This window comes from Solihabitans fulvus (assembly GCF_008386585.1).
In the GTDB taxonomy this organism is placed as follows: Bacteria; Actinomycetota; Actinomycetes; order Mycobacteriales; family Pseudonocardiaceae; genus Solihabitans; species Solihabitans fulvus.
In genome coordinates, this window is sequence record NZ_VUOB01000057.1 from 33748 (window position 1) to 57020 (window position 23273).

General features: G+C 71.7%; 20 protein-coding genes and 1 pseudogene. 5 read left to right on the forward strand and 16 right to left on the reverse strand.

Annotated features, from left to right (window positions below; all coding sequences use genetic code 11):
- Position 1: 1 nt before the first annotated feature.
- The 8 genes from F0L68_RS28595 to F0L68_RS28630 form a co-directional block, all read right to left on the reverse strand.
- Positions 2-1342 (reverse strand): TrpB-like pyridoxal phosphate-dependent enzyme, encoded by a 1341-nt coding sequence (locus F0L68_RS28595; protein WP_149852937.1) that lies wholly within the window; start codon positions 1340-1342, stop codon positions 2-4.
- The gene (locus F0L68_RS28600) at positions 1339-1620 is read right to left on the reverse strand and encodes an acyl carrier protein (RefSeq protein WP_149852938.1); all 282 of its coding nucleotides are present in this window, start codon (positions 1618-1620) and stop codon (positions 1339-1341) included. The genes F0L68_RS28595 and F0L68_RS28600 overlap by 4 nt, the downstream gene beginning before the upstream one ends.
- Before the next feature lie 127 nt (positions 1621-1747).
- Positions 1748-3019 carry a glutamate-5-semialdehyde dehydrogenase gene (locus tag F0L68_RS28605; protein ID WP_223199214.1) on the reverse strand — a complete coding sequence of 424 codons (1272 nt, stop codon included), beginning with the start codon at positions 3017-3019 and terminating at the stop codon, positions 1748-1750.
- A complete protein-coding gene (locus tag F0L68_RS28610; protein ID WP_149852940.1) occupies positions 3016-3759 on the reverse strand; it encodes an SDR family NAD(P)-dependent oxidoreductase in 744 nt (247 codons plus the stop codon). Before F0L68_RS28610 ends, F0L68_RS28605 begins: the two co-directional genes overlap by 4 nt.
- Entirely contained in the window at positions 3756-4478 is a 723-nt protein-coding gene (locus F0L68_RS28615) for an alpha/beta fold hydrolase (protein ID WP_149852941.1), read from the reverse strand. Before F0L68_RS28615 ends, F0L68_RS28610 begins: the two co-directional genes overlap by 4 nt.
- On the reverse strand, positions 4475-7648 hold the full coding sequence (locus F0L68_RS28620; protein ID WP_149852956.1) for a non-ribosomal peptide synthetase: 3174 nt from the start codon (positions 7646-7648) through the stop codon (positions 4475-4477). The genes F0L68_RS28615 and F0L68_RS28620 overlap by 4 nt, the downstream gene beginning before the upstream one ends.
- On the reverse strand, positions 7648-7890 hold the full coding sequence (locus F0L68_RS28625; RefSeq protein ID WP_149852942.1) for an acyl carrier protein: 243 nt from the start codon (positions 7888-7890) through the stop codon (positions 7648-7650). Before F0L68_RS28625 ends, F0L68_RS28620 begins: the two co-directional genes overlap by 1 nt.
- Before the next feature lie 166 nt (positions 7891-8056).
- Positions 8057-8626 (reverse strand): CGNR zinc finger domain-containing protein, encoded by a 570-nt coding sequence (locus F0L68_RS28630; RefSeq protein WP_149852943.1) that lies wholly within the window; start codon positions 8624-8626, stop codon positions 8057-8059.
- A gap of 123 nt (positions 8627-8749) precedes the next feature.
- On the opposite strand from F0L68_RS28630, the gene F0L68_RS28635 reads away from it, so the two are divergent.
- Together F0L68_RS28635 and F0L68_RS28640 are read left to right on the forward strand one after the other, a co-directional pair.
- Complete coding sequence (locus F0L68_RS28635) at positions 8750-10042, forward strand: MFS transporter (protein ID WP_223199215.1); 1293 nt, start codon at positions 8750-8752, stop codon at positions 10040-10042.
- 116 nt (positions 10043-10158) lie between these two features.
- Entirely contained in the window at positions 10159-10791 is a 633-nt protein-coding gene (locus tag F0L68_RS28640) for a hypothetical protein (protein ID WP_149852944.1), read from the forward strand.
- 73 nt (positions 10792-10864) lie between these two features.
- Here F0L68_RS28640 and F0L68_RS28645 read toward each other — a convergent pair whose 3' ends face one another.
- The 7 genes from F0L68_RS28645 to F0L68_RS28675 form a co-directional block, all read right to left on the reverse strand.
- The gene (locus F0L68_RS28645; protein ID WP_223199218.1) at positions 10865-11956 is read right to left on the reverse strand and encodes a pyridoxal phosphate-dependent aminotransferase; all 1092 of its coding nucleotides are present in this window, start codon (positions 11954-11956) and stop codon (positions 10865-10867) included.
- A gap of 91 nt (positions 11957-12047) precedes the next feature.
- Positions 12048-13487, reverse strand: a complete 1440-nt coding sequence (locus F0L68_RS28650) for an FAD-binding oxidoreductase (RefSeq protein ID WP_149852946.1) — start codon at positions 13485-13487, stop codon at positions 12048-12050.
- Positions 13484-15115, reverse strand: a complete 1632-nt coding sequence (locus F0L68_RS28655; protein ID WP_149852947.1) for a thiamine pyrophosphate-dependent enzyme — start codon at positions 15113-15115, stop codon at positions 13484-13486. The genes F0L68_RS28650 and F0L68_RS28655 overlap by 4 nt, the downstream gene beginning before the upstream one ends.
- A complete protein-coding gene (locus F0L68_RS28660) occupies positions 15115-16347 on the reverse strand; it encodes an ABC transporter substrate-binding protein (protein ID WP_223199216.1) in 1233 nt (410 codons plus the stop codon). Before F0L68_RS28660 ends, F0L68_RS28655 begins: the two co-directional genes overlap by 1 nt.
- Positions 16340-17437 (reverse strand): sulfotransferase family protein, encoded by a 1098-nt coding sequence (locus F0L68_RS28665; protein WP_188316885.1) that lies wholly within the window; start codon positions 17435-17437, stop codon positions 16340-16342. The genes F0L68_RS28660 and F0L68_RS28665 overlap by 8 nt, the downstream gene beginning before the upstream one ends.
- Entirely contained in the window at positions 17434-18387 is a 954-nt protein-coding gene (locus F0L68_RS28670) for an NAD(P)-dependent oxidoreductase (protein WP_149852949.1), read from the reverse strand. The genes F0L68_RS28665 and F0L68_RS28670 overlap by 4 nt, the downstream gene beginning before the upstream one ends.
- On the reverse strand, positions 18381-19523 hold the full coding sequence (locus F0L68_RS28675) for a Glu/Leu/Phe/Val dehydrogenase dimerization domain-containing protein (protein ID WP_149852950.1): 1143 nt from the start codon (positions 19521-19523) through the stop codon (positions 18381-18383). Before F0L68_RS28675 ends, F0L68_RS28670 begins: the two co-directional genes overlap by 7 nt.
- Before the next feature lie 643 nt (positions 19524-20166).
- Here F0L68_RS28675 and cysC point away from each other — a divergent pair.
- A complete protein-coding gene (gene cysC / locus F0L68_RS28680) occupies positions 20167-20757 on the forward strand; it encodes an adenylyl-sulfate kinase (RefSeq protein ID WP_149852951.1) in 591 nt (196 codons plus the stop codon).
- Between the two features lie 28 nt (positions 20758-20785).
- Here the strand turns inward: cysC and F0L68_RS28685 are convergent.
- Positions 20786-21256, reverse strand: a pseudogene (locus tag F0L68_RS28685) (sigma-70 family RNA polymerase sigma factor family protein); the annotation flags it as partial.
- A gap of 62 nt (positions 21257-21318) precedes the next feature.
- Between F0L68_RS28685 and F0L68_RS28690 the strand changes: the two are divergent.
- The gene (locus tag F0L68_RS28690; protein ID WP_149852952.1) at positions 21319-21900 is read left to right on the forward strand and encodes an IS607 family transposase; all 582 of its coding nucleotides are present in this window, start codon (positions 21319-21321) and stop codon (positions 21898-21900) included.
- Positions 21897-23246 (forward strand): IS607 family element RNA-guided endonuclease TnpB, encoded by a 1350-nt coding sequence (gene tnpB, locus F0L68_RS28695; protein WP_188316886.1) that lies wholly within the window; start codon positions 21897-21899, stop codon positions 23244-23246. The genes F0L68_RS28690 and tnpB overlap by 4 nt, the downstream gene beginning before the upstream one ends.
- Positions 23247-23273 lie beyond the last annotated feature (27 nt).

The following is a 23273-nucleotide window of genomic DNA, read 5'->3' on the forward strand; positions in this document are numbered from 1 at the left end:
GTCAGCGCACCCCCGTCGGCAGGTCGGACCCGACCGGGCGCAGCCGCGCGGTCGCGAGCTCCACCGCGCGGTCGTCGGCGGCCAGGTCCTGCACCTGGCCGGCCAGCAGCTGGTCGTAGGCCGACAGGTCGAGCAGGCCGTGGCCGCTGACGCAGACCAGCACGCCGTGCCGGGACCGGTGGTGCGCGTCCGCGCCGGTGGCCACCGCGGCGGCCGCCGCGAGCGCGTGACCGGACTCCGGCGCCGGCAGCACCAGCTCGGACAGGGCGAACCTGCGGCCGGCCTCCAGCGCCTCGCGCTGGCCGACGGCGGTCGCCTCGATCTCGCCGTGGTGGCGCATCGCCGACAGCAGCTTCGCCGCGCCGTGGAAGCGCAGCCCCGCCGAGTGGGAGGCGGGAATGGCGTAGCTGCTGCCGATCGAGTACATCGCCTCCATCGGGCCGGTGCCGGTCGCGTCGGTCCAGTCGTAGGCGTAGACCCCCCTGGTCAGCTTAGGGGTCGCGGTGGACTCGACGGCCAGCAACGTCGGCTGCTCGGCCGTCTCGCCAGCCCGGTGCCTGGCCAGGAACGGCAGTGCGACACCGCCGAAGTTGGAGCCGGCGCCGACGCTGCCGATGACGGTGTCGATCCGCGCGTCGATCTCGTCGAGCTGCGCCGCCGCCTCGAGGCCGATCACCGACTGGTGCAGGATGCTGTAGTTCTCGCCGCTGCCGATGCAGAACGCCCTGCCCTCGCCCTCGCGGGCATACTCGACGGCCTCGCCGATGGCCAGCGCCAACGTGTTCGCCGAGGCCGCGTTGCCGCGCCCTACCTCGGTGAGGCCGCTGGGGCTGGCGTGCACGGTCGCGCCGAGCAGCCGCATCAGGCTGCCGCGATAGGGCTTGTCGCGCAGGCTGCCGCCGACCATGAAGACCACGCAGGACAGCCCGAACGCGGCGCAGGCCGCGGCCAGCGCGGTGCCCCACTGGCCGGCCCCGGTGCCGGTGACGACCTCCTTGATGCCGGCCCGCTTGTAGTAGTAGGCCTGGGCCAGCGCGGTGTTCACCTTGTGGCTGCCGGAGATGTTGCCGCCCTCGTACTTGACGTAGACGGGCACCTTGGCGTCGATCGCGGCCTCGAACGCCCTGGCCCGCCACAGCGGCGCGGGGCGGTACCTGCGGTACTGCTCGGCGACGGGCTCGGGAATGTCCCACCACTCCTTGCTGGACACGCTCTGCCGCACCAGTTCCAGCGGCAGGCCGGTGGCGACCGGGCCCGAGGTGGTCGTCGGCGTGAGGTCGGGCGGCAGGTCGTAGCCGAGGTGCGGCAGGACGCTGCGCCACGCGGTCACCGGCAGGCTCATCGGGGCACCTCCACGGCCCGCAGCACGACCCCGACCAGGTCCGCGACGGTGGTGAACACCGTGCCGGCGAACAGGTCGTCCGGCAGCGTCACGTCCAGCTCGTCCTCAAGGCGCACCAGCATCCCGAGGAACCCCAACGAGTTCACCCGCAGCACGTTGCCGTTGAGCGGCTCGTCGTCGGCGACCTCGGACGGCGGGATCGACAGCCGTGACTCGAGCACCACCAGGCGTTTCACGGCCTCGTTGACCTCGTCGTGCCTGTTCTGCGCGGTGGTCACCGCTCACCTCCCGATCCACGGATCGCCCCTCGGCCCTCGATGGCCCAACTGTGGGGCAGCCGTGACTCGAGCACCGCCAGGCGTTTTACGGCCTCGTTGACCTCGTCGTGCCTGTTCTGCGCGGTGGTCACCGCTCACCTCCCGATCCACGGATCGCCCCTCGGCCCTCGATGGCCCAACTGTGGGTCAGCAGCGCGGAGAGGCCGACCGGCCCGCGCACGTGCAGCCGCCCGGTGCTGATCGACAGTTCCGGCCCCAGCCCCATGGTCGGGCCGTCGTGCAGCCGCATCGACCCGTTGACCACGAGCGCGGCGGCGTCGACGTCCCGCAGGAATCGGTCGGCGACGGCCCGGTCGGTGGCGACCACGCCCTCGGTGTGCCGGGAGCCGTGCCTGCGAATGTGCGCGACGGCCTCGGCGGGCCCGGCGACCGCGCGCAGACCCAGCGTGCGGTCGAGGAACTCGCGGCCGTCGTCGTGCGCCTCCAGCGGCTGGCACCTCGGGCTCGCCGCGACCCGGTCGACCAGCGCCGGATCGAGGCGCAGCGCGAAGTCCTCGGCCCTGCCCAGCAGCGACTCGGCCAGCTCGACCGCGATGTCCTGGTGCGCCAGCAACATCTCGACCGTGTTGCACGCCGTCGGCTCGGTGAGCTTGCTGTCCAGCGCGATCTCCACGGCCAGCGCCAGGTCCGCGCTGCGGTCCACGTACAGGTGGTTGACGCCGCCGCCGCTGGCGATCACCGGGATCGCCGACGAGGTGCGGCAGTAGTCGATGAGCGACGGGCTGCCACGGGGGATGAGCGCGTCGATCACGTCGTAGCGGGCGAGCAGCTGGCGGACCAGCTTGCGGTCGGTGTCCGCGAGGACGGTCGCCATGCCCTCGGGCAGCCCGGCGGCGGCCAGCGACTCGGTGATCACGGCGCCGAGCGCGCGGTTGGTCGCCGCGATCTCGTTGCCACCGCGCAGGATCGCCACGTTGCCGACCGCGACCGGCAGCAGCGCGCCCTCGACCGTGACGGTCGGCCTCGCCTCGTAGATCATCAGCAGCACGCCGAGCGCCTTGGCGACCTTCCGCGCGGTGATGCCGCCCGCCCCGGTGCGCGTCTCGCCCGCGGCGGTCGCCTCGGGCAGCAGGACCCTGGTGCGCTCGGCCAGCGCGGTCAGCGTGCCGAGGTGCGCCTCGGCGAGGCCGAGCCGGTCGAGCAGCGAGTCCGGCAGGCCGCGTTCGCGGGCCCGCGCCACGTCGGTGGCGTTCGCGGCCAGCACCGCGTCCCAGTGCTTCGTCAACCGGGCGGCCAGTTCGCCGCAGTAGGCCGCGTAGCGCTCGTCGCCGGGCGGCGGCGCGTCGTCCCGCGCCGAGGCGGCCCCGGCGAGGATGTCGTCGATCGTCTGTTCCGTCACCACATGAACTGCCCACCGTCCACAATGAGCTTCTGACCGGTCAGATACCCGCTCTGTTGGCCGACAAGGAACTCGAGGGCGTCGGCGATGTCCTCGGTGGTGCCGATGCGTCCCCTCGGGATGCCGGCGACCACCTCGGCCCGTGCGTCCTGGTCGGTGAGGTTGAACCGTTCGACTAGCTCCCGCGTCTCGGTCATGCCGGGAATCAGGCAGTTGACCCGGATCCTCGGTGCCAGCTCCAGCGCGAGACACTTGGTGAGCTGCAACAATCCCGCCTTGCTTGCGCAGTAGTTGGCGCCGTTGATCCGTGGCCGGATGCCCGTGGTGGCGCCGATGTTGACGATCGACCCCTGCTCGCCGCCGTCCAGCATCGCCGGCGCGAGCGCGCGGGTGAGGTAGAAGACGCCGGACAGGTTGGTGTCGACCACCTGTCGCCAGTCCTCGTGGCTCAGTTCAAGGAACGGCCGGTCGATGTTGCGCCCAGCGTTGTTCACCAGCACGGTGGGGATCCCGTGCCGTGCAAGGATCTCGTCGGCGGCGAGGGTCACCGCGTCGCCGTCGGTGAGGTCGACGCGCACGGTGCTCAGCGCGGGGCCGAACTCGGCGACCGCAGCCTCCGAGGCCGCCTCGTCCGACCGGTATAGCGCCACGACCTGGTAGCCGAGCTTCACCAGCCTGCGGGTGAAGCTCAGGCCGATGCCCTTCGTGCCGCCGCTCACCACTGCCGTCGGCCTGCTCACCGCGCAACCTCCTTGTCACGCCCGAGAAAGGCGCCGATCGCGGCGCTGAGTTCGGACAGGTACTCGGGTTCGAAGACGTCGAAGTGGCCGGAGCGCAGCCGCCCCTGCTCGAGGTCCCCGTCGGCCAGCTCGCGCCAGCGCACCTCGGCGGCGGACCTGACCTCGGTGTCCGGCGAGCACAGCAGCAACAGGACCCTGCCGGCGTAGTGGAGTTCGGCCCGGTGCGCGGCCAGGGCGGCGACCTGCGCCTGGAAGGTGCGTTCCAGCCGCTGCACGGTGTCCGGCGCAGGCCTCGGCCCGAGCTGGCCGACGATCGTGTCCCGGATGTCCGCGTCCTCCTCGTCGGTGGACACCCTCGCCATGGGCGAGCAGTCCACCAGCACCAGGTCGGGCCGGTGGCCGCGCTCGGCGAGCGCGGCGCACACCTCCCACGCGACGACCCCGCCGAGCGACCAGCCGAACACCAGATCCGGGACGATCCCGCTGTCCTCCATGGCTTTCAGCGCCGAGTCGGCCATCTCCGCGACCGTCGCCTCCGGCGTCTCGTCCGGCAGCAGGCCGGCCGGGCGGACCGCGTAGATGTTGTGCGTCGCGCCGAGGTAGGAGGCCAGCCGCAGGTAGGGGGTCACGCCGCCGCCCGCGCCGGGCAGCATCACACAGGCCGGCCGGTTCTTGCGGCGGACGATGGTGATCAGCCGTCCCAGGACCGGCGTGGTCACGCGACCACCTCGTCCTCGCGCAGCTCCCGAACGAGATCGGCGAGCGCGACGACCGTTGGCGCGCGGAAGAAGTCCGCTACCGGCACCGACACCCCGTGCTGCTCCTCGATGACGGCGAACGCGGCGAACACGTTGAGGGAGTGCGCCCCGTACTCCAGCAGCGACCGGTCCGGCTCGATGCCCTCGACGTCGAGCACCTCCTGCCACAGTTCGGCCAGCGCGCGCTCGAGGTCGTCGCGGTACTGGACCTCCCCGGTCGCCGCGCCGGCCCGCTCGGCGGCCAGCCGGTCGGCCAATGCGGCCAGCGCCGAGTGGTCGGTCTTGCCGGTGCCGGAGGTGGGGATCGAGTCGATGTCGAAGATCCGCACCGGCACCATGTAGGAGGGCAGCGCGGCGGTCAGCCTGGCCCGCACCTCCTCGTGGTCCACCGCGATGTCGTTGAGCAGGAACAACACCAGCTCCCGGTCGCCGGCGGCCCCGGTGGCGACGGCGACTGCCTGCCGCACTCCAGGCACGGTGTTGGCGACCGCGTCGATCTCGCCGAGTTCCACCCGGTAGCCGCGAATCTTGACCTGGGTGTCGTCCCGGCCGAGGAAGATCAGCACCCCGTGCTCGTCCCGGACGACGAGGTCGCCGGTGCGGTACACGCGGCCGTCGCCGGCGAACCGGTCGGGCAGGAAGGCCGCCGTGGTCCGCTCGGGATCGTTGAGGTAGCCCTCGGCGGGGCACAGCCCGCCGAGGTGCAGGTCGCCCGGCACGCCGACCGGCGCGAGGTGACCGGTGCGGTCCACCACATACCCGGCGACGCCGTGCATCGGCAGCCCGATCGGCACGTGGCTCGGCCACTGCTGGTCGGCGCCGGTCAGCCGGTGCGTGGTGACCGCGTGCGTCTCGGTCGGCCCGTAGAGGTTGACCAGGTCGCAGTGCGGGTGCTCGACGAAGAACGCGCGCACCTCGTCGTCCACCAGCAGCTGCTCGCCAGACACGCACACGTGCCGCAGGGCGGGGAAGCGGGCCCCGATCCGTTGTGCCGCCTGGACGAACGGCCGCAGCGCGGCGACCGGAAGGTAGATGTGGGTGATCTCGGCGTCGGCGACCCGCCGCACCAGCGCTGGGAAGTCGCGCCGGTCCACCGATCCCCGCGCGACGACGGTGCCGCCGGCGGCGAGCGTCGGCATGATCTCCTGGAAGGACACGTCGAAGCCGAGCGGCGCGTACTGGAGGAACCTGGTGTCGCTGTCGTGGCCCAACGCGGCGATCTGCCACGCGGTGAGGTTCAGCAGCGGCCCGTGGCCCATCAGCACGCCCTTGGGCAGCCCGCTCGACCCCGAGGTGAACATGAGGTAGGGCGCGGACTCCGCCATCCCGCCGGGCGGCGCGCCGCGCGCGGCGTCGGGCTCCTTGTCGATGCCGAGCAGGCGGACGCCGGGCAGGTCGACACCGTCGCCGACGACGACGCGGCAGTCGGCCTTGTCCACCATGTACGCCAGGCGATCGGCCGGCAGGCTCGGGTCGAGCGGCAGGAAGGTCGCCCCGCACCACAGGATGCCGAACATGGCGATGGTGGTGTCGCAGAGTGTGTCCTCGGCCAGGCCAACCACGTCGTGCGGCGCGACGCCCTGACCGACCAGGTAGCGCGCCAGCTCCTCGGCCGAGGCGACCAGTTCCGCGTAGCTCAGCGTGCGTCCCGGCTCGTCGATCGCGCGGGCGTCGGGGGTCGCGGCGGCGGTGGCGCGCAGCCAGTCGACCAGCGTCGCCGAGGGCACCCGCGCCGAGTGGCCGTCGGTGCGCAGGCTGGCGGTGAACGACGCGTCGGCGAACAGGTCGGCGACCGTCGCCGACCCGTCGGCCAGCGCGCGCCGCACCGCGGTGCGCAGCGAGCCCAGCAGGCCGTCGGCGACGGTGGGCGCGATCAGCTCCCTGTCGTACTCCAGCTCCAGCAGCCACCCGCCGCGCTCCGGGGTCGCGCCGAGCCACAGGTCGAACTTGGCGGTGTGGTTGCCGGGTTCGCTGACCCCGAGCACGGCGCTGGTCGCGGCGCCGTCGAAGGTGTCCTGCATCGCGAGCATGCAGGAGAACAGCGGGTTGCGGTTGCTCGTGCGGTCCTGCCTGAGCAGGGCGACGAGCTGGTTGAACGTCACGTCCGCGCGGGACTTGGCGTAGTCGACCGCCGTCCGCACCACGCCGCCGAGGAACTCGTCGACCGTGCGGTCCCAGTCCACGTCGACCCGGACGGGCAGGGTGTTGACGAAGAAGCCGCACAGGTCGAAGGCGCCGATCGTGCGTCGCGCCGTGAAGGGGCTGCCGACCAGCACGCTGGACACCCCGCCGTGCCTGGCGAGCACGGCGCCGTAGAGCCCGGTCAGCAACACGAACGGCGTGACGGCAAGCCGCTTGCAGGCCTGGCTCAGCAGCGCGGTCTCGCGCTCGTCCAGCCGCCAGGACACCCTGGCGCCGGCGAAGTCGGTCTCGCGCGGCCGGTTGGGGCGGGGGCTGAGCACCAACGGCGGCACGTCGCGCAGGTGCTCCGCCCACGCCTTCGCGTTGTCCACCGTGCGTTCCGAGGTGGCCGTGCGGTTCTGCGCGCGCAGCTCGCGGGCGAACGCGGTCTCCCTCGCCGCGACGAGGGCGGGCACCGAGTCGGCCGGGATGCCGCCTGTCAGCGCGTTCTCCAGGTCGCGGACGAGCGGTCCCATCGAGACACCGTCGGAGACGATGTGGTGGGCGCACAGGATGAACGCCGCCGCGCTGTCGTCGGCGGCGCGCACGTACCCGAAGCGGTACGCGGGGGCGGCGTGCAGGTCGAAGGGCCGCTGTCCCAGCTGTTCGGCGAGCGCGGCGGCCGCGGTGGCGAACTCGCCGGCCGGCACGACCACCCGGTCGAGCGGGAGGTCCTGCGGGGACGGTGGCGGGGTCAGGCTGGCGTGCGCGTCCGGCAGCGGCGCGAACACCTGGCGCAGCGCGGGCTGCACCGCGACGAGCACGGCCAGCGCGGCCACGACGGTGTCGGTGGTCAGCGCCGGGTCGAGGTCGACCTGCATGAGCTGGTTGTAGATCTGGGGTGTCGGCACCCAGCCGTCGACGACCAGCAGGCCCCGCTGCGACTCGGTCAGCGGCAGCCGCGTCGGCAGCTGTTCGGCCGTGCTGCTGGTGGCGGTCTCCGTCAGCATCACGCGTCCAACCTGCTCGCCGAGGGATCCATGCTGCGCAACCAGTCCTTGAGGTCGCCGATCGTGCAGAGGCCCGCCATGCGGGTGGCGTCGATCTCCGCGTCGTCGTCGGTCGCCGCCTCGATCGCGAGGCGCAGCAACGACAGCGACTCCAGGCCAGCCTCAAGCAGTGGGGTCGAGTCGGTGAACGACGCGGTCGCGTACTTGGCGATCGCCGAGTCGAGGTCCGCAGGTGAGGTCATCGATATGCTCCGCCCCTTGGTCGTGCGTCCAACCAGTGCCTGGTGCGGGCCGCAGGTCGCGTCGAGGGCGAGGGCCGCGCACACCATCCGGAAACGATGCTTCCCTGTGCTGGTGTGCGCTTGATGTGCGCGCGATTCGTGGGCGGTGTGCGCTGTGGGGCCAGCGTCAGCGGTCGGCGCGCTGCCTCGCGGAGTAGCTGCGGCTCTTGGCCCGGTTACCGCACACCCGCATGGTGCACCATCGCCTGCTGTGGTTGCGCGACACGTCCCAGAAGACCCAGCCGCACGTCTCGTCGGCGCACCGCTTGAGCCTGCGCGCCTGGCCGGTCACCACGACCTCGGACCACGCGACGGCCAACACCGCCATGGCCCGCTGCGCCAACGGAAGCGCGGGATCGGGCCGCACCGCGTGCCGTGGCGGCGGGCCGTCGACCGTGTCCACAGTGTCCGACAGGTAGACGAGCACGGGGAGGTCGCGCAGCACGGCGTTGGCGACGGCCAGCAGGTGCGGCGACGGCGTGCCGGACGCGGCGAGCGCGTCCCGGACACCGGCGCGCAGGTCGAGCAGCTTTCGGTGGTCCTGGCGACCGAGCGTGACCGGGCGGTCGACCAGCCGCCTGGCCAGCAGCCATCCCGCGGCGTCGGCGGCCGAGGCCAGCGCGTCGGTCCCGTCGTCGAGGTCGATGGTGTTCGCGAAGGCGGCGACCAGCTCCGTCTCGGCAGATGCCTCGATCACCGTCACCCTCCTCAGCGGACCGGCTAAGCCATTCGGTGGTTACTCCACCTGATGACTGCATTATGCGCCGAGGGTGAAGTACCGTCCACCTATCCCAGTAGCCGGTTAGACGTGGAGTCGTAGATGGCCGAGCAGATGGAGGCGGTCGACGCCTCACCGGGGGGCGTCGCCGGGAAACCAGCCGCCGATCCGACCACCCGCAACACCGCCGTCCTGGTGGTCTTCACCGCCGTCACCAACCTGACCGACGGCGTGACCAAGGTGGCGTTCCCGTTGCTGGCCACGGGCATCACCAGCTCACCGGCCCAGATCTCCGGGGTCTCGCTGACCCTGACGCTGCCGTGGCTGCTGGCCGCGCTGCACGTCGGCGTGCTGGTCGACCGCGTCGACCGGCGCAAGCTGCTGTGGGTGGCCAACGCCATCCGGATCGTCGTCGTCGCCGCCGTGCTGGCCGCCGTCGTGACCCACCACGTCAGCATGCTGCTGCTCTACGCTGGCGGACTCTCCCTCGGCATCGCCGAGGTGATCGCCCTGATCTCAGCCTCCGCCCTGGTGCCCGACGCGGTGCGGCCGGCGGGCCGGGAGCGGGCCAACGCGTGGGTCGCCGGCGCCGAGACCGTCTGCAACGAGTTCGCCGGACCGCTGGTCGGCGGCCTGCTCGTCGCGGCGGGCGCCGCCATCGCACTCGGCGCGTCGACCGCGGGCTACCTGATCGGGATGGGCGTGCTGCTGTTGCTGGTCGGCAAGTTCCGGGTGGAGCGCCCGGCCGACCAGCCGAGGGACTCGGTGAACCAGCAGATCGCCGCCGGGCTGAAGTTCCTGTGGCACCAGCGAATGCTGCGGGTGATGGCGCTCGCGCTCACCGTGCTGTGTTCCTGCTGGGGCGCCTGGTTCGGCCTGATGCCGTTGCTGGCCACCAAGGACATGGGCCTGGACGCCAAGGGCTACGGCGTGCTGCTCAGCTCGCTCGGCGTCGGCGGGCTGCTCGGCGCGTTGTGCGTCGGCACGCTGAACCGGTTGTTCGGCCGCAGGATCGTGATGGTGGCCGACCTGGTCGGCACGTTCGCGATGGTGGCCGCGCCCGCCGTCGTCAACACCATGTGGATGGTCGCGGTCGCCGCCTTCCTCGGCGGCCTCGGCGGCACGTTGTGGACGGTGAACTCCCGCACGATCAGCCAGAACCTCGTGCCGACCGAGCTGATGGGCCGCTACACCGCGGCGTACCGGCTGTTCAGCTGGGGTGCCGTCCCGCTCGGCGCTGGCCTCGCCGGCCTGGTGGCCGAGTGGTTCAGCATCAAGGTGGCGTTCGGGCTGTTCGCGGTAGCCGTGCTGCTGCTGTTCGTGCCATTCCTGCGGACCTTCACGACCGAGGCGCTGGCGGCGGCCGAGCCGGCCAAGGCGGAGCCGGCCGACTAGCCGACTAGCCCGGATGGCCGGTGTCGAGCGGCACCAGGCCACCGGTTATCTGGGCTATTCGGGGAGGAGTCGGCGATTTCGCCTCACCTCGGCCGACCGCTCCATATATTCCGTGCATGGGAGCCGAATTACTGCCCTCGGAAGAAGTTCTGTGGACGGGCTCACCCGTTCGCTTCCCGGTGTTCGACGCGGGAGACATCCTCGCGGTCCTGTTGGGCCTGGTGTGGTTTGTGTTCGCGATCTTCTGGACGACCACGGCCGCGCAGGGTGGTGCCCCGGCGTGGTTCCTGCTCTGGGGCGTGGTGTTCATGCTGATGGGCCTCTACATGGCTGCCGGCCGACTCCTCGTCCGGTGGTTGTCGTTGCGTAGCACCAACTACACCGTGACGAATCTACGGCTCATCGCCACCTGGACCTCCTTCGGCAGCGCCCGCGAGAGGAGCCGCTACCTCAGCTCGCTCGAACCTCCGGTGCTGTCGGCGGATGAGGACGGCGTTGGCACGATCAGGTTCGGCGAGCAGAGCGCCTTCCAGGTCCTGTTGAGCCAGCCCATGATGATGGGCCGCTGGAACCGCGGCCAACCGCCGGTCATCGAGCTGCGCGCGATCAGCAATGCCCGCTTCGTGCGCGACCTGATCGTGGCGACGCGATCGGGGCAGCGCTTGAGTTCCGACTCGACATCGGCGAGCCCGCAGGCGCCGTGGCAGTACCGGGTCGACCGGCGGCCGAAGCGACGACGCGGCGAGTAGCCATCGCGTCGCCCTCCGGCCGCAGTCGACCCGATCCGACCCGGCCGGTCCGCCACCGACCCGAGGCGTCTCCTCAGCGGCGCACGCGCGCGGCGAGCCGTTCGGCGGCGGCCTCCAGCGTGGACCGCTTCTTGCACACCGCGAACCGGACCGTGTGTTCGGCGCTGGGCATCGGAGCGGAGTAGAAGACCGACAGCGGCAGCGCGGCGACGCCGCCGTCCAGCACCATCCGGTCGCACCACTCCTCGGCTGGGGAACCCACGTCCGCCAACAGGTAGAAGGGATTGGCCTCGGCCTTCGTGTGCAGCCCGAGACCGGCCAGCTCGCCGGCGAACCAGGCGGCCCGCTCGTGCAGCCCGGCGGCCACGCCGTCCACCACGGCACGGTACTCGGGCGAACCCATCAGCGAGGCAACCGCGTGCTGGAGCGGAACGGCGGGGCAGAACGTCACGAACTGGTGCACCGCGCGGATCCGCCGAGTGAGGTCGGGACCGGCGATCGCCCAACCGACCCGCCATCCGGTGGCGGCCAACGACTTGGACACCGAGGAGATCTTGACCCGCAGCTCCGGTTCCCCGATGGCGTGCAGCACGCCGAGGTGCCCGCCCGGCGCGAGCTGCTCGTAGGTCTCGTCGGACACCACGACCACGCCGCGCCGCCTGGCCAGGTCGCCGAGCGCGGTCCACTCGTCGCTGTCCAGGCTGCGCCCCAACGGGTTCCACGGGCTGTTGACCACGACGACCTTGGTCCGCTCCGTGCACGCCGACTCGAGCAGCGCCGCGAACGATCCGTCCGGGTAGGCCAACCGCACCGGCACGACCGTTGCGCCTGCGGACCGGATCGCCGGCGCGTACTGCTCGTACGCCGGCTCGACGACCAGCGCCTCGTCACCGGGCCCGAGCAGCGCGGCCATGGTGCAGTGCAAGGCTTCCGTGGCACCTGCGGTGATGGTCACCTCGGTGTCCGGGTCGCAGCTGGTCTCGGCGGCGACGGCCTGGCGCAGCGCGGGCAGGCCGGCGCTCGGCATGTACTGGTGCACCCCGTCGTTCTCGCCGGCCGCGACGAGCGCGCGCAGCAGGGCGGCGGGCGGCCCGTGGTCGAACACCCCCTGGGCCAGGTTGATCGCGCCGTGCCTTGCGGCCAGCGCGGGGATCCGCACGAACATCGACTCCACGATCGCCACTCCTTCTGCTGGGCGACAGGCGACACCGGTGTGCCGGCGGCGAGGGCCGCCGCCGGCACGGGATCGGCGTGGCTCAGTCGGTCCCGCCCTGTCGTCCACGGCCGGTCGCGCACGAGACCCGCCCGTCCCAGGGGATCATGCGGCCCCGGTTGAGGATGCCGTTCGGGTCGAACGTCCGCTTGAGCTGGGCCATCAACGCGATCTCGCCCGCTGACCTGGTGTAGTCCAGATAGGACCGTTTCTCGAACCCGACGCCGTGCTCTGCGGAGATCGAGCCGCCGCTTGCGGTGACCACGCGGTACACGATGTGCTCCACCTCGGGCTTGCGGTCCCTGGTGGTCTCCCCGGTGATCACCGCGATGTGCACGTTGTCGTCGCCGAGGTGGCCGAACACCAACAGCTTCACCTCGGGCCACGACTTCTCCAGCTCGAAGCGCATCTCCCGCAGGCACTTCGCCAGCTCGCCCGCCGGCACGCTCACGTCGAACCCGAACAGCGGCTGCATCCGCAGGATCTCGGCGGGGATGCGCTCGCGCGCCGCCCAGAACGCCCGCAGCTCGGTCGCGTTGGCGGCGACCGCCGCGGCCAGCACGTCGTCCTGCACCTCCTCCATCACCGAAGCGAACCGCAGCGCGTCGCCGTCGGGATCCGAGCCCCGGCACTCGACGAGCACGTACAGCGGGTGGCCGAACGGCAGCGGCAGCCGGACGCCGGTCGGTTCCAGCGTTCGGTACGCGTCGTCCCAGACGACCTCGAACGCCGTCACCGCGCCGGGCAGCCTGCGCTGGAGCGTGTGCAGCAGCCGCAGCGCCGCGTCCACGTCGGACACCGCGCAGAACGCGCCGGTCCTGGTGATCGCCGAGGGCTGGAGGCCGAGCGTCGCTGAGGTGACCACGCCGAGAATGCCCTCGCAGCCGATGAACAGCTGCTTGAGGTCGATGCCGGCATTGTCCTTGACCAGCGACGTCGACAGCGTCAGCAGCCGGCCGTCGGCGAGCGCGACCTCCAGCGACCGCACGTGCTGGCGGGTCATGCCGAAGCCGACCACGTTGACCCCGCCCGCGTTGGTCGCCACGCAGCCGCCGATGGTGGCGCTGCCCTTGGACGCCAGGTCGATGGGCAGCAGCAGGCCGTGTTCGGCCGCCGCGTCCTGCACGTCCGCGAGCGTCGCGCCCGCGCCAGCGGTGACCGTCCTGCCGGCAGGGTCGACGGCGGAGATCCTGCTGAGCAGCTCGGTGGACACCACCACCTCGTCCTCGTTCGGCACGCCGCCGGACACCAGCCCGGTCATGCCGCCCTGCACGACCACCGGCTGCCCGATTCCGTTGCAGTGCTTGAGGACCTCGGCCAGCTCGGTCGCGGTGCGCGGCCGCACCACGAGCGCCGCGTGGCCGACCAGGTCGCTGCCCCACAGGTCCTGGGTGTGCCGGGCCGGCACGGCGTCACCGGTCAGCGCGTTGGCCTCGCCGACGATGGCGCCAAGGTCGCGCTGGAGTCTCGTCACGTTGATCACGGCGCATCATCACCCCACTCGATGTTCGCGTGCCCGGCACGCAGGCTCGTGTGCACGTGCAGCAGGTACCCGTCGGGCCCGGCCGACAACGCCCTGCGGACCGCGTCGGGCACCTCCTGCGGGGTGCGGACGTGTTCGCCGGGCACTCCGAACGCGCGCGCCCAGGTCACCAGGTCCGGGGTGGCGAGGTCGGTGCCGCAGTACTGGCCGGGAAACTTGCGCCTGGCGTGCTGGTCGATGGTGCCGTAGCCGCCGTTGTCGGCGACGACGATCACCGGGCACCGGCCGCCCGCCCGCGCGGTGGCCAGCTCGTCCCCGGTCATCAACAGCCCGCCGTCGCCGACCACGCAGACGACCGTCCGGTCGGGGCACCGGCCGGCGGCCGCGACGGCGGCCGGCACGCCGAAGCCCATCGCGCCGTTGCCGAGCGCCAGCATCAGTCTGCGCGGCCCCGCGTGCACGTAGCGGTGGATCCAGCTGGAGAAGTTGCCGGCGTCGAAGGTGATGATCGCGTCGTCCGGCAGCGTCGCGTCGAGTTCCGCCGCGACGTGCGTGAGGTCGACGCCGTCGTCGAAACTGCGTGCCCGAGGGGTGGCCAGCCGCTCGGAAAGCTCGTGCCACTCCCGAATCCAGGCACGGCGCTCGTCGGACGGGTCGGGCCAGTCGGTCCCGGCCAGGGCGGCCAGCACCGCGCGCGGGGGCTGCTTCTCCAGGTGCGTCCTCGGCCCGGTCCAGCCGGCCAGGTGGATCTCGTCGGGCGCCTCGCCGAGCAGCACGACCAGGTCGGCGCGCGACAACCGCTCCCGCACCTCGCTCGGCGAGCCGAGGTGCAGGTGCCCTGCGTAGTGCGGGTGCCGGTTGTCCAGCAGGTCCTGCTGCTTGTTGCCGACCAGCACGGGCAGCCCGGCCGCCTCGGCGAGCGCGGTGAGCGCGTCGGTCGCCGCTCGGTCGGTGTGGCTGCGCCGCAACAGCCTGCCGGCGATCAGGACCGGCCGCCGCGCCTGCTCCAGCTCGCGACGCAGCTCGGCGACGTCGACCTCGGCCTCCTCGATCTCGACGGCGGCCGGCGAGACGGTGGCCGATGAGATGGTGGCCGCCGAGACGGTGGCCGGCGAGATGGCCAGCGCCGGCTCGCCGTCGGTCGGCGCGGTCCACAGGTCCTCCGGCACGATCAGCACCACCGGCTGCGGCTGTTGGCCGAGCAGCACCTCGGCCGCCCTGGCGAGCTGATCCGCCAGGCTCCGCGTCGACAGCGTGATCGTGGTGGCCAGCGCGCCGAACATGCCGGCAAGGTCGGCGCCCTGGAACGCGGTGGCCCGGTCGGCGCCGGTCGGGATGTCGCCGACCAGCACCAGCAGCGGCGTCGGGTCCGAGGCCGCCGCGTCCACCGCGATCGCCACGTTGGCGCTGCCGGGGGAGCGGTTCACCGCCACCACGGCCGGCCGCCCGGTCAGCCGGGCGGACGCGATCGCCATGAAGCCCGCGCCGCCCTCGTGTCGGGTGGTCACCGTGCGGATGCCGTGCTCGCCGACGGTCGCCAGCAGCGGCAGGAACGCCTCGCCAGGCACCGTGCACAGCTCGTCGACGCCGAGCCCGCGCAGCCACCCGCAGAGCAGGTCGACGACCATCAGCTCTGCACCGACGGGTGGCGGAACTCGCCGGTCACCGCCGCCTCCGGCCAGACGATCACGGCCTCGTCGAGGGTGTGGCCGACCTCCTGGTAGTGCATGAGGACGAACTCCGGCGGCTGGTGGTGGTCGTCGGTGAACCGCACCTGGCCGCGCCAGGTCCGGAAGCTGCCCGACTCGAGGGCGTTGCGCAGCTGGGCCCGCTCGTGCGAGCCGGCCAGCGCGGCGGCCTGCGCGAGGATCACCACGTCGGTGAACGAGTTGAGCGCGTTGTCCGGCGGGTAGCTGCCGAACTCCTTGTGATAGGTGTCGACGAACCACCGGCCGGTCGGCGTCAGGCCGCTCCACGTCGGGCTGTACCGCGTGGCGGGCCACATCACGCCGATCCCGGCCTGCCCGGCGAAGTTCCAGTAGTCCTGGGAGCGCATCGGGAACGGGAAGCACGCCATCATCGGCACCTTGGGCAGCAGCCCGGTCTCTGCTGCGGCCTCGACGATCAGATAGTTCGTCCGCACCACGCCCGCGTTCACCAGCAGGTCCGGCCCGAACTCGGTGGCCCTGGCCAGTTGTTCGCGCAGGTCCGTGACGCCGTCCTGGGCGAAGTCCTCCCGGTACAGCTCGAGGTCGGGGATGGCGTCGCGCAACGCCTCGCCGACGGTGTCCGCGAGCATCTGCCCGAACACCGTGTCCGCCGCGATGACCGCGATCCGCCGCCAACCCTGCCGCGCGGCGAACTCGGCCATCATCGGCGCGCGGTCGGCGATGGAGAAGTACGTGCGGAACAGGTTCCTGCGGCCGTGCGTGATGGTGTTGTGCCCGTTCTCGATGAACGTCGGCACGCCCCACCGCTCGGCCAGGTCGGCGACGACCGGGCTGGTGCGCAGGTGCCACTGGCCGACCACCGCGCTCACCCCGTCCAGCGCGACGAGCTTGGCCATCCCGCCCGCCGCCGACCTGGACATGTGCTCCACGTCGGCGGTCCGCTGGTCGTTCTCCAGGAACAGGCGCACCGCCCTGCCGGAGAAGTCGCCTGGGTGCTCGGCCACGTACCGGGCGCCGAGCACCGTGCCGCGCACCACCAGCTCGCCCGCCGTCGGATCGCCCGGCGCGCTCAGCGGGGTCAGCACGCCGACCGGCATCGCAGCACCCGTCACCGTCGCGTTGTGGGCCTCGACAAGCGCCCTTGCCCTGGCCTCGTTCTCGCTCACCATCGAGGTTCCCGTCTCAGACATCGAATCGCTTGCAGTAGTCGGAGGTCGCGGCACGCAGCGCCGTCGGGTCGAGCCCGAACTCGGCGGTCGCGTAGCGGTGCGTGCCCTGGCTGCGTTGCCCGTTGGCGGCCAGGTAAGCCCTGGCCCTGCCCAGGAAGCGGTCGGTCATCGGCAATCCGAGGAAGTCCAGTACGGCCCGCAGGCTGCCCTCGGTGTCCGCGACCAGCTCCTCGTACCGCAGGTCGAGCACCGGGCGCCCGGACACCAGCTCGTCCCTGCCGTGCGCCAGCTGCTCCGTCAGCGGCACGATCCGGTCGCGCCAGAACGCGCCGATCTCGGGCAGGTCAAGCTCGTCGGTGCGGGCGCTGCGCACGGCCCGGCACAGGCTCGCCGTCGACGTGATGGCCTTGGCCGGGTCGCGGTGCAGGTGCACGAACCGCGCGTTCGGGTAGGCCGACACCAGCTCGGGCAGGAACCACGTGTGGAACGGGCACTTCAGCACCGGGGTCAACGCCGTGCCGTCGGGGGTGCTGCGGCGGCTCATCAACAGTTCCAGCTGGTGGCGGTGCCACTGGTAGGGCACGGTCAGGTCCTGCTGGTGCAGCCACTCGCCGTAGGAGGGCACGCGGTAGCGCATCTCCAGCACCATGCTGTGGAAGGTGTTGATCAGCAGGCGATGGCACTCGTCCGGCCGGTCGGCCTGGAGGTAGTGGATGCTGCGCAGGTCCGGCGACTTCTCGTTGTACTCGTCGACGTAGCGCTGTGCCTGGTCGCGGACCTCGGCGTAGTGCCGGGGGTCGCCCGCGGCGGCGAGCGGGTCGGCCAGCTCCCACAGCGCGGGCCCGTGCAGGCTCTCGTGCAGCGCGAGCAGGTTGTGCAGCAGCGTGGTGCCGGTGCGCAGCAGCCCGATGATCACGACGGGCGCGTCGACCGGCCTGCCGGGCTCGGCCGCCCCGACCACGTCCGCGATCACCTGGCGGCTCCGGTCGACCGACGCGAACACCGATGGCGCGTCGGCCTCCCGCAGCCGCGCCTCGGCGTGCAGGGCGGCCACGAACCGGTCCGCCCCGACGTCGAACGCCGGGTCCGGCCGGAGTGCGGTTCTGGTCACGACTCCTCCTCGTGCGTGGTCGTCACGGCGTCGCGGGGCCGGAGGCCGGCCCGCAGATCGGCGAGGTTGTCCAGGAACGTCCTGCCGACCTCGTCCGGTTCGTCGGGGAAGCCGAACGCCCGGTGCGGCGACACGACGAGGTTCGGCACCGTCCACGCCGGGTCGTCGTCGGGCAGCGGCTCGACCCGGTGCACGTCGACGAACGCGCCCCGGATGCCGCCGGAGCGCAGCGCCTCGTGCAGCGCGCCGTCGTCCACGGTCGACGCCCTGCCCACGTTGACGAACGCGGCGTGCGCCGGCAGCGCGTCGAACACCGCGCGGTCGACCAGGTTCGCCGTCCGGTCGGTGCCGGGCAGGCACGCGACCAGGTGATCGGCGGTGGCCGCCGCCGCGACGAGCTGGTCGACGCCGATCGTGCGCTCGGCGCCGGGCACCGGCACCGCTCCGGTGCGGGTGACCGCAACGCAGCGCGCGCCGAGGGCGGACAGTCGGTCCAGCACGGCGCGCCCGATCCGGCCGGCACCCAGCACCAGGACGACCGAGTCGCGCAGCAGCACCGCTCGCGAGGCGAACCAGGGCGGCCGGTCCGCGAGCCCCGACAGGTCCTTGAGCAGCATGAAGAGCCCGGCCACGGCGTACTCCGCGACCGACTCGACGGGCACCCGCGCCGAGTTGGTCACCAGGACGTCCGGTCGCAGACCGGCGGCGGCCAGGTGGTCGGTGCCGGTGCCGGTGAGGTGCAGCCAGCGCAGCGCGGGCAGTTCGGCGAGCACCCCGGGCGGGAACTGGTAGCCGATCACCACGTCCACCTCGGTGCGTTCGGCCGGGGTGAGGTCGGAGATCGCGACCGCGTGCCGCACGGGGACCTCGGCCTGGATCGTCGGGATCAGACGCGGCGCCATCTTGGCGTGCGTGACGAGCACCGTCGGCTGCTGCCAGCCGTTCAGCACGCGATGTTCCGGTCGGCAAGCAACTCGGCAACCGGGTCGGTGCTGCCCGAGCGGACCAGGTCCGCGATCAGGGTGCAGTTGGTGGTGACCTTGCCGCCGATCCACTCGCGCAGCCAGGCCGAGATCTGCGGGACGGTCAGGCCGCTCGGCGCGACACCGGCGAGGATGCAGCCGGTGACGGCCGCGCCACCCACGTTGACCACGACGTCGGGCAGGACGGTGTGGCCGGCCAGCCTGAGCAGCCGCCGCGCGGACCTGGTGCAGCTGAGGTTGCCGCCCTCCACGATGAGACCCGCGCGCACCAGCGGCAGCGCGGCGTCGTCGATCGCGTTCGCGCCGGCCGCGAGCACCAGCACATCGGCGTCCACCGACAGCCACGCCCGGTCCCCGTCGTGCACCTTGACCGAGTCGGGCAGGCCGGCGCGGTCGATGGTGCCGTCGCTGCTGGTGTTGGCGATCAGCTTGTCCACCGGCAGGCCTGCGGGGTCCTCGATCGTGCCGAGCACGTCCGCCACCCCGACGACCAGGTGCCCGTGCTCGGTCAGGTGCTGCGCCACGCTCCGACCCACCGTGCCGAAGCCTTGCAGCACAACGCGTTGCGGCCCCTTGGCGGTCGAGGCGCGCAGCGTGCTGAGCGTCGCGACGGCGACGCCGTAGCCGGTGATGTCGGCCATCGTGTGCCAGAACTCGGCCCAGTTCACGTCCAGCCGGGTCGCGCCGGGGACGGTGGCGATGTCGTAGCCAGCGGCGGCGAAGAACTCGTCCCGGTCGGCGTGCGTGGTGCCCTGGTCGCAGCCCAGGTAGACGCCGCCGTGCAGCAGCGGCCGGGCGACCTGCCCGAACGTGCGCATCAACGCGGAGCGGTCCTGGATCTCGCCGCGCGGCCGGATGCCCGCCTTGGCGCCGCCGATGGGCAGGTCGACCAGCGCGAGCTTGTAGGTCATGGCCCTGGCCAGCGAGGCCAGCTCGGCCTCGCTGACGGTCGTGGTCATCCGCGTGCCGCCCATGGCCAGGCCGTCGACCATGCTGTCCACGACAACCCAACCGTCGGCATCGCGGCCGGGCAGCGAGAGCGTGGTGGAGAACAGCGGCGACGACGCGTTGGTGGCGTCGCTGTGCAGCAGCGTGAGGCTCATTGCGCTCCTTGGTCGGTTAGGGCGTGGAGGACTGTTCCGGTGACTGCACCGAAAATGTGTTCACAACGCCCCCGTCAACCATCGAAACGCGGGATAAAGCAACCGCATTGAGAGGGTGGGCGGAACGGCACAGATTAGGTGAAATCCCCCAGCGTCAAACTCCAACGTTGAGGCAATAACAGCATCGGGGTCCGACGTGTACACACCGCCGAAAGGGTGAACTTTCCACAGGGTGGACGCGGCTTGACCTGGTCTGGTAAAAGGTGGCCGATTGCGGTCTTTGTGCCCCCTGGCCTGGGCTTAACAAATGCCAAACACAGGGCTCAACAGCCGATGCTAGTTCCGCCGAATGCTGCGAACGGTGTACGGCAGAATGGTTATTTGACTGCTCTCTCCGGGCGCATCGTGTCGGTATCGACCTGGTCTGCCGTGATTGCTCTGGCCGGCCAGCCGCCGCCGGCCGTGCAATGGGGTTCCGCGCTGCGCCGAATGGCGGTAAACACTGTGCTTACATATATGTACGCGAAACGTCTGCTCCGGTGGGAAATATCAACACGACACTGAGGCGGCGGGCGGGGCGGCTGATATACGGTCATTGGTGTCGTGTGTGCCGCGCACGAGCGGGCTGCCTGGGGGTTCTTCCATGAGCGGAAATGGGTTCCACGCCGAACTGTCGGACACCGGGGTGACGGTGTGGCTCACCGGCCTGCCCAGCTCGGGCAAGAGCACGATCGCGCAGCACGCCGCGGCGGCCCTGGTCGAACAGGGGCGGCGCGTGCAGATCCTCGACGGTGATGAGCTGCGCAAGAACCTGTGCGCCGATCTCGGCTTCTCTCGCGCGGACCGGGAGACCAACGTGCGCAGGGTGGGGTGCGTCGCCGAACTGCTGGCGCGCAACGGCGTCGTCGTGCTGGTGCCGGTGATCGCGCCGTACGAGCAGAGCAGGCAGGCGGTGCGCGCGCTGCACGAGGCCGCCGGCACGCGCTACCTCGAGGCGTATGTCGCGACGCCGGTGGCGGTGTGCGCGGAGCGCGATGTCAAGGGCCTGTACGCCCGTCAGCGGGCCGGCGAGATCAGCGGCCTGACCGGCGTCGACGACCCGTACGAGGCGCCGAGGCGCCCGGACATCCTGATCGACACCACCGGCCGCGCCGTGGCCGACTCGGCCCGCCTGCTGCTGGACGGCCTGTCGGCCGGCGTCGAGACGGCCGCGGCCCGCAACGGCAGCCGGTAGCCGGCCGCCGCCCAACCGGCGACGCGCGTCAGTCCGTCGCCCACGGCCGGAGCTTCTCGGGGTTCCGCACCGCCCAGATGTGCCTGATCCGGTCGTCGGCGACGTTGAACGCCATCACCAACACGGTGATGCCGTCCTGCCGGGCCACCAGGCCGGGCTCGCCGTTGACCGTGCGCACTCCGATGGTCGGGCCGTCGGGTGCCCTGCTGGCGAGATCGACGAGGTAGCGGGCGATCCGCTCGCCGCCGTCGATCGGGTGCAGCGCGGCGAGGACGAGGCCGCCGCCGTCGGCGATCGCGGTGGCGTCGGGGTCGAGGAGGGCGACGAGGGCGTTGATGTCCTTGGCCTCCCACGCCTGTTTGAAGTCTCTGACGATGTCGGCGCGCCGGGTCGCGGGCGTCGCGGGAGCCTGCGCCGCGCGGACGCGGCGGCGGGCCGACGAGGCCAGCTGGCGGCAGGCGGCTGGTGTGCGGCCGACGATCTCGGCCACGTCCGCAAAGGGTTTGGAACTGTTCGGCGGTTTGTGAGCGTGTGTGATCGAACGTGTGTTTGAATGAGCGCGTGAAGCTGGCCGAGTGGGCGCGGTCGTTCGGGGTGCACCCGCAGACTGCGTACCGGTGGTTCCGGGAGGACCGGATGCCCGTGCCCGCCCGCCGGTTGCCATCCGGGACGATCGTCGTCGACCTGCCGGACAGCCCTGGGGGCCGCGCCGTTGTGTACGTCCGGGTGTCCTCGCATGACCGGCGCACCGACCTGGAAGCGCAGGCCGGTCGGGTGACCGCCTGGTGCGCCACGCAGGGCATCCGCGTGGACGAGGTCGTGTCCGAGGTCGGGTCCGGAGTGAACGGGCGACGCGCCACGCTGGCCCGCCTGCTGGGTGACCCCGAGGTCGCGACGATCGTGGTGGAGTATCGGGACCGGGTGGCCCGGTTCGGGGTCGAGCACCTGCACGCCGCGCTCGCCGCGACGGGCCGCCGGATCGTGGTGGTCGACACCTCGGAGACCATCGACGATCTCGTCGGGGACATGGTGGAGGTGCTGACCTGGATGTGCGCCCGCCTGTACGGGCGGCGCGGAGCCCGCAACCGGGCCATGCGGGCGATCACCGCGACCAAGCGCGAGCCCGGCGAGGCCGCCGGGTGACCAGAGTCCTTCAGGCGTACCAGTTCGCGGTGGACCCGACGCCGGCCCAGGACGGCGCGCTGCGGTCGCACTGCGGTGGGCAGCGTTACGCCTTCAACTGGGGCGTGGCCCGGGTCAAGGTCAATCTGGCGCAACGCGACGCGGAACGCTCCTATGGCATTCCCGACGATCAGCTGACGCCGTCGGTGTCGTGGTCGGCCTACAGCCTGCGCAAGGACTGGAACCGGGCCAAGGACGCTGTCGCGCCGTGGTGGACCGAGAACTCGAAGGAGGCCTATTCGTCGGGTCTGGCCAACCTCGCCACAGCGCTGAAGAACTGGGCCGACTCCCGCACCGGCAAGCGACATGGCCGCATGGTCGGGTTCCCGAGGTTCAAGGGCAAGCGCAACGCCCTATCGTGCCGGTTCACCACTGGCGCGTTCGGTCTGTCCGACGCTGACCGCCGACACGTCACGCTGCCCAGGATCGGCCTGGTCCGCACCCACGAGTCCACGCGGAAGCTGGCCCGGCACGTCGAGCACGGCACCGCCCGGATCCGATCGGCGACGGTGTCGCACCGTCGGGGCCGGTGGTTCGTGTCGTTCTCGGTGGAGATCGACAGGGTCGATCCCGGACCGACCCGACCCGACGCCGTCGTCGGTGTGGACCTGGGCCTGAAGTCCCTGGCCGTGCTGTCGACCGGCGAGGTCATCGCCAACCCGAAGCATCTGGAGATCGCCCAGCGGGAACTGCGGCGGCGGCAACGGCAAGCCTCCCGGCGGCAGGGGCCCGACCGGCGCACCAACACCACGCCATCGCGGCGGTGGCGCAAGGCTGCGGCCCAGGTCGCCCGGCTGCACACGGCCGTCGCCCATGCTCGGCGGGACGGCCTGCACAAGCTGTCGACTCGCCTGGTGCGCACGTTCGGCGCGATCGTGCTGGAAGACCTCAACGTGGCCGGTATGACCAAGAACCGCCGGTTGGCCCGGCGCGTCGCCGGGGTCGGCATGGCCGAACTCCGGCGTCAGGTCGAGTACAAGGCCGCCTGGTCCGGCGTGCGCGTGCATATCGCTGACCGGTGGTACCCGAGTTCCAAGACGTGTTCGGCTTGTGGCGCGGTGAAAGCCAAACTGCGTCTGTCCGAGCGTGTGTTTCGGTGCGACCGGTGCGGTTTCGTGCTGGATCGTGATCTCAACGCCGCTCGCAACCTCGCCACTCTGGTCGAGGCTGTCGGCGGTGATGGCGGCGAGTTGCGTCGTGACAGCCCGAGGGAAACCCACGTCAGACCCGCATTGCGCGGGCAGCGGGTACCGCCCCGGGAAGGCCCTTCGGGTCAACGTCGGTGCGGCAACGCACCGGCTGCCTGAACACAGTGGACTCACCTTCACTCACAC

What these genes read in the sequence shown, in the direction of transcription:
- F0L68_RS28625 (WP_149852942.1), bottom strand. Translation starts at nt 7,890, where the DNA reads ATGACCTCACCTGCGGACCTCGACTCGGCGATCGCCAAGTACGCGACC.
- F0L68_RS28655 (WP_149852947.1), bottom strand. Translation starts at nt 15,115, where the DNA reads ATGGTCGTCGACCTGCTCTGCGGGTGGCTGCGCGGGCTCGGCGTCGAC.
- F0L68_RS28620 (WP_149852956.1), bottom strand. Translation starts at nt 7,648, where the DNA reads ATGCTGACGGAGACCGCCACCAGCAGCACGGCCGAACAGCTGCCGACG.
- cysC (WP_149852951.1), top strand. Translation starts at nt 20,167, where the DNA reads ATGAGCGGAAATGGGTTCCACGCCGAACTGTCGGACACCGGGGTGACG.
- F0L68_RS28635 (WP_223199215.1), top strand. Translation starts at nt 8,750, where the DNA reads ATGGCCGAGCAGATGGAGGCGGTCGACGCCTCACCGGGGGGCGTCGCC.
- F0L68_RS28645 (WP_223199218.1), bottom strand. Translation starts at nt 11,956, where the DNA reads ATGTTCGTGCGGATCCCCGCGCTGGCCGCAAGGCACGGCGCGATCAAC.
- F0L68_RS28675 (WP_149852950.1), bottom strand. Translation starts at nt 19,523, where the DNA reads ATGAGCCTCACGCTGCTGCACAGCGACGCCACCAACGCGTCGTCGCCG.
- F0L68_RS28595 (WP_149852937.1), bottom strand. Translation starts at nt 1,342, where the DNA reads ATGAGCCTGCCGGTGACCGCGTGGCGCAGCGTCCTGCCGCACCTCGGC.
- F0L68_RS28640 (WP_149852944.1), top strand. Translation starts at nt 10,159, where the DNA reads ATGGGAGCCGAATTACTGCCCTCGGAAGAAGTTCTGTGGACGGGCTCA.
- F0L68_RS28660 (WP_223199216.1), bottom strand. Translation starts at nt 16,347, where the DNA reads ATGTCTGAGACGGGAACCTCGATGGTGAGCGAGAACGAGGCCAGGGCA.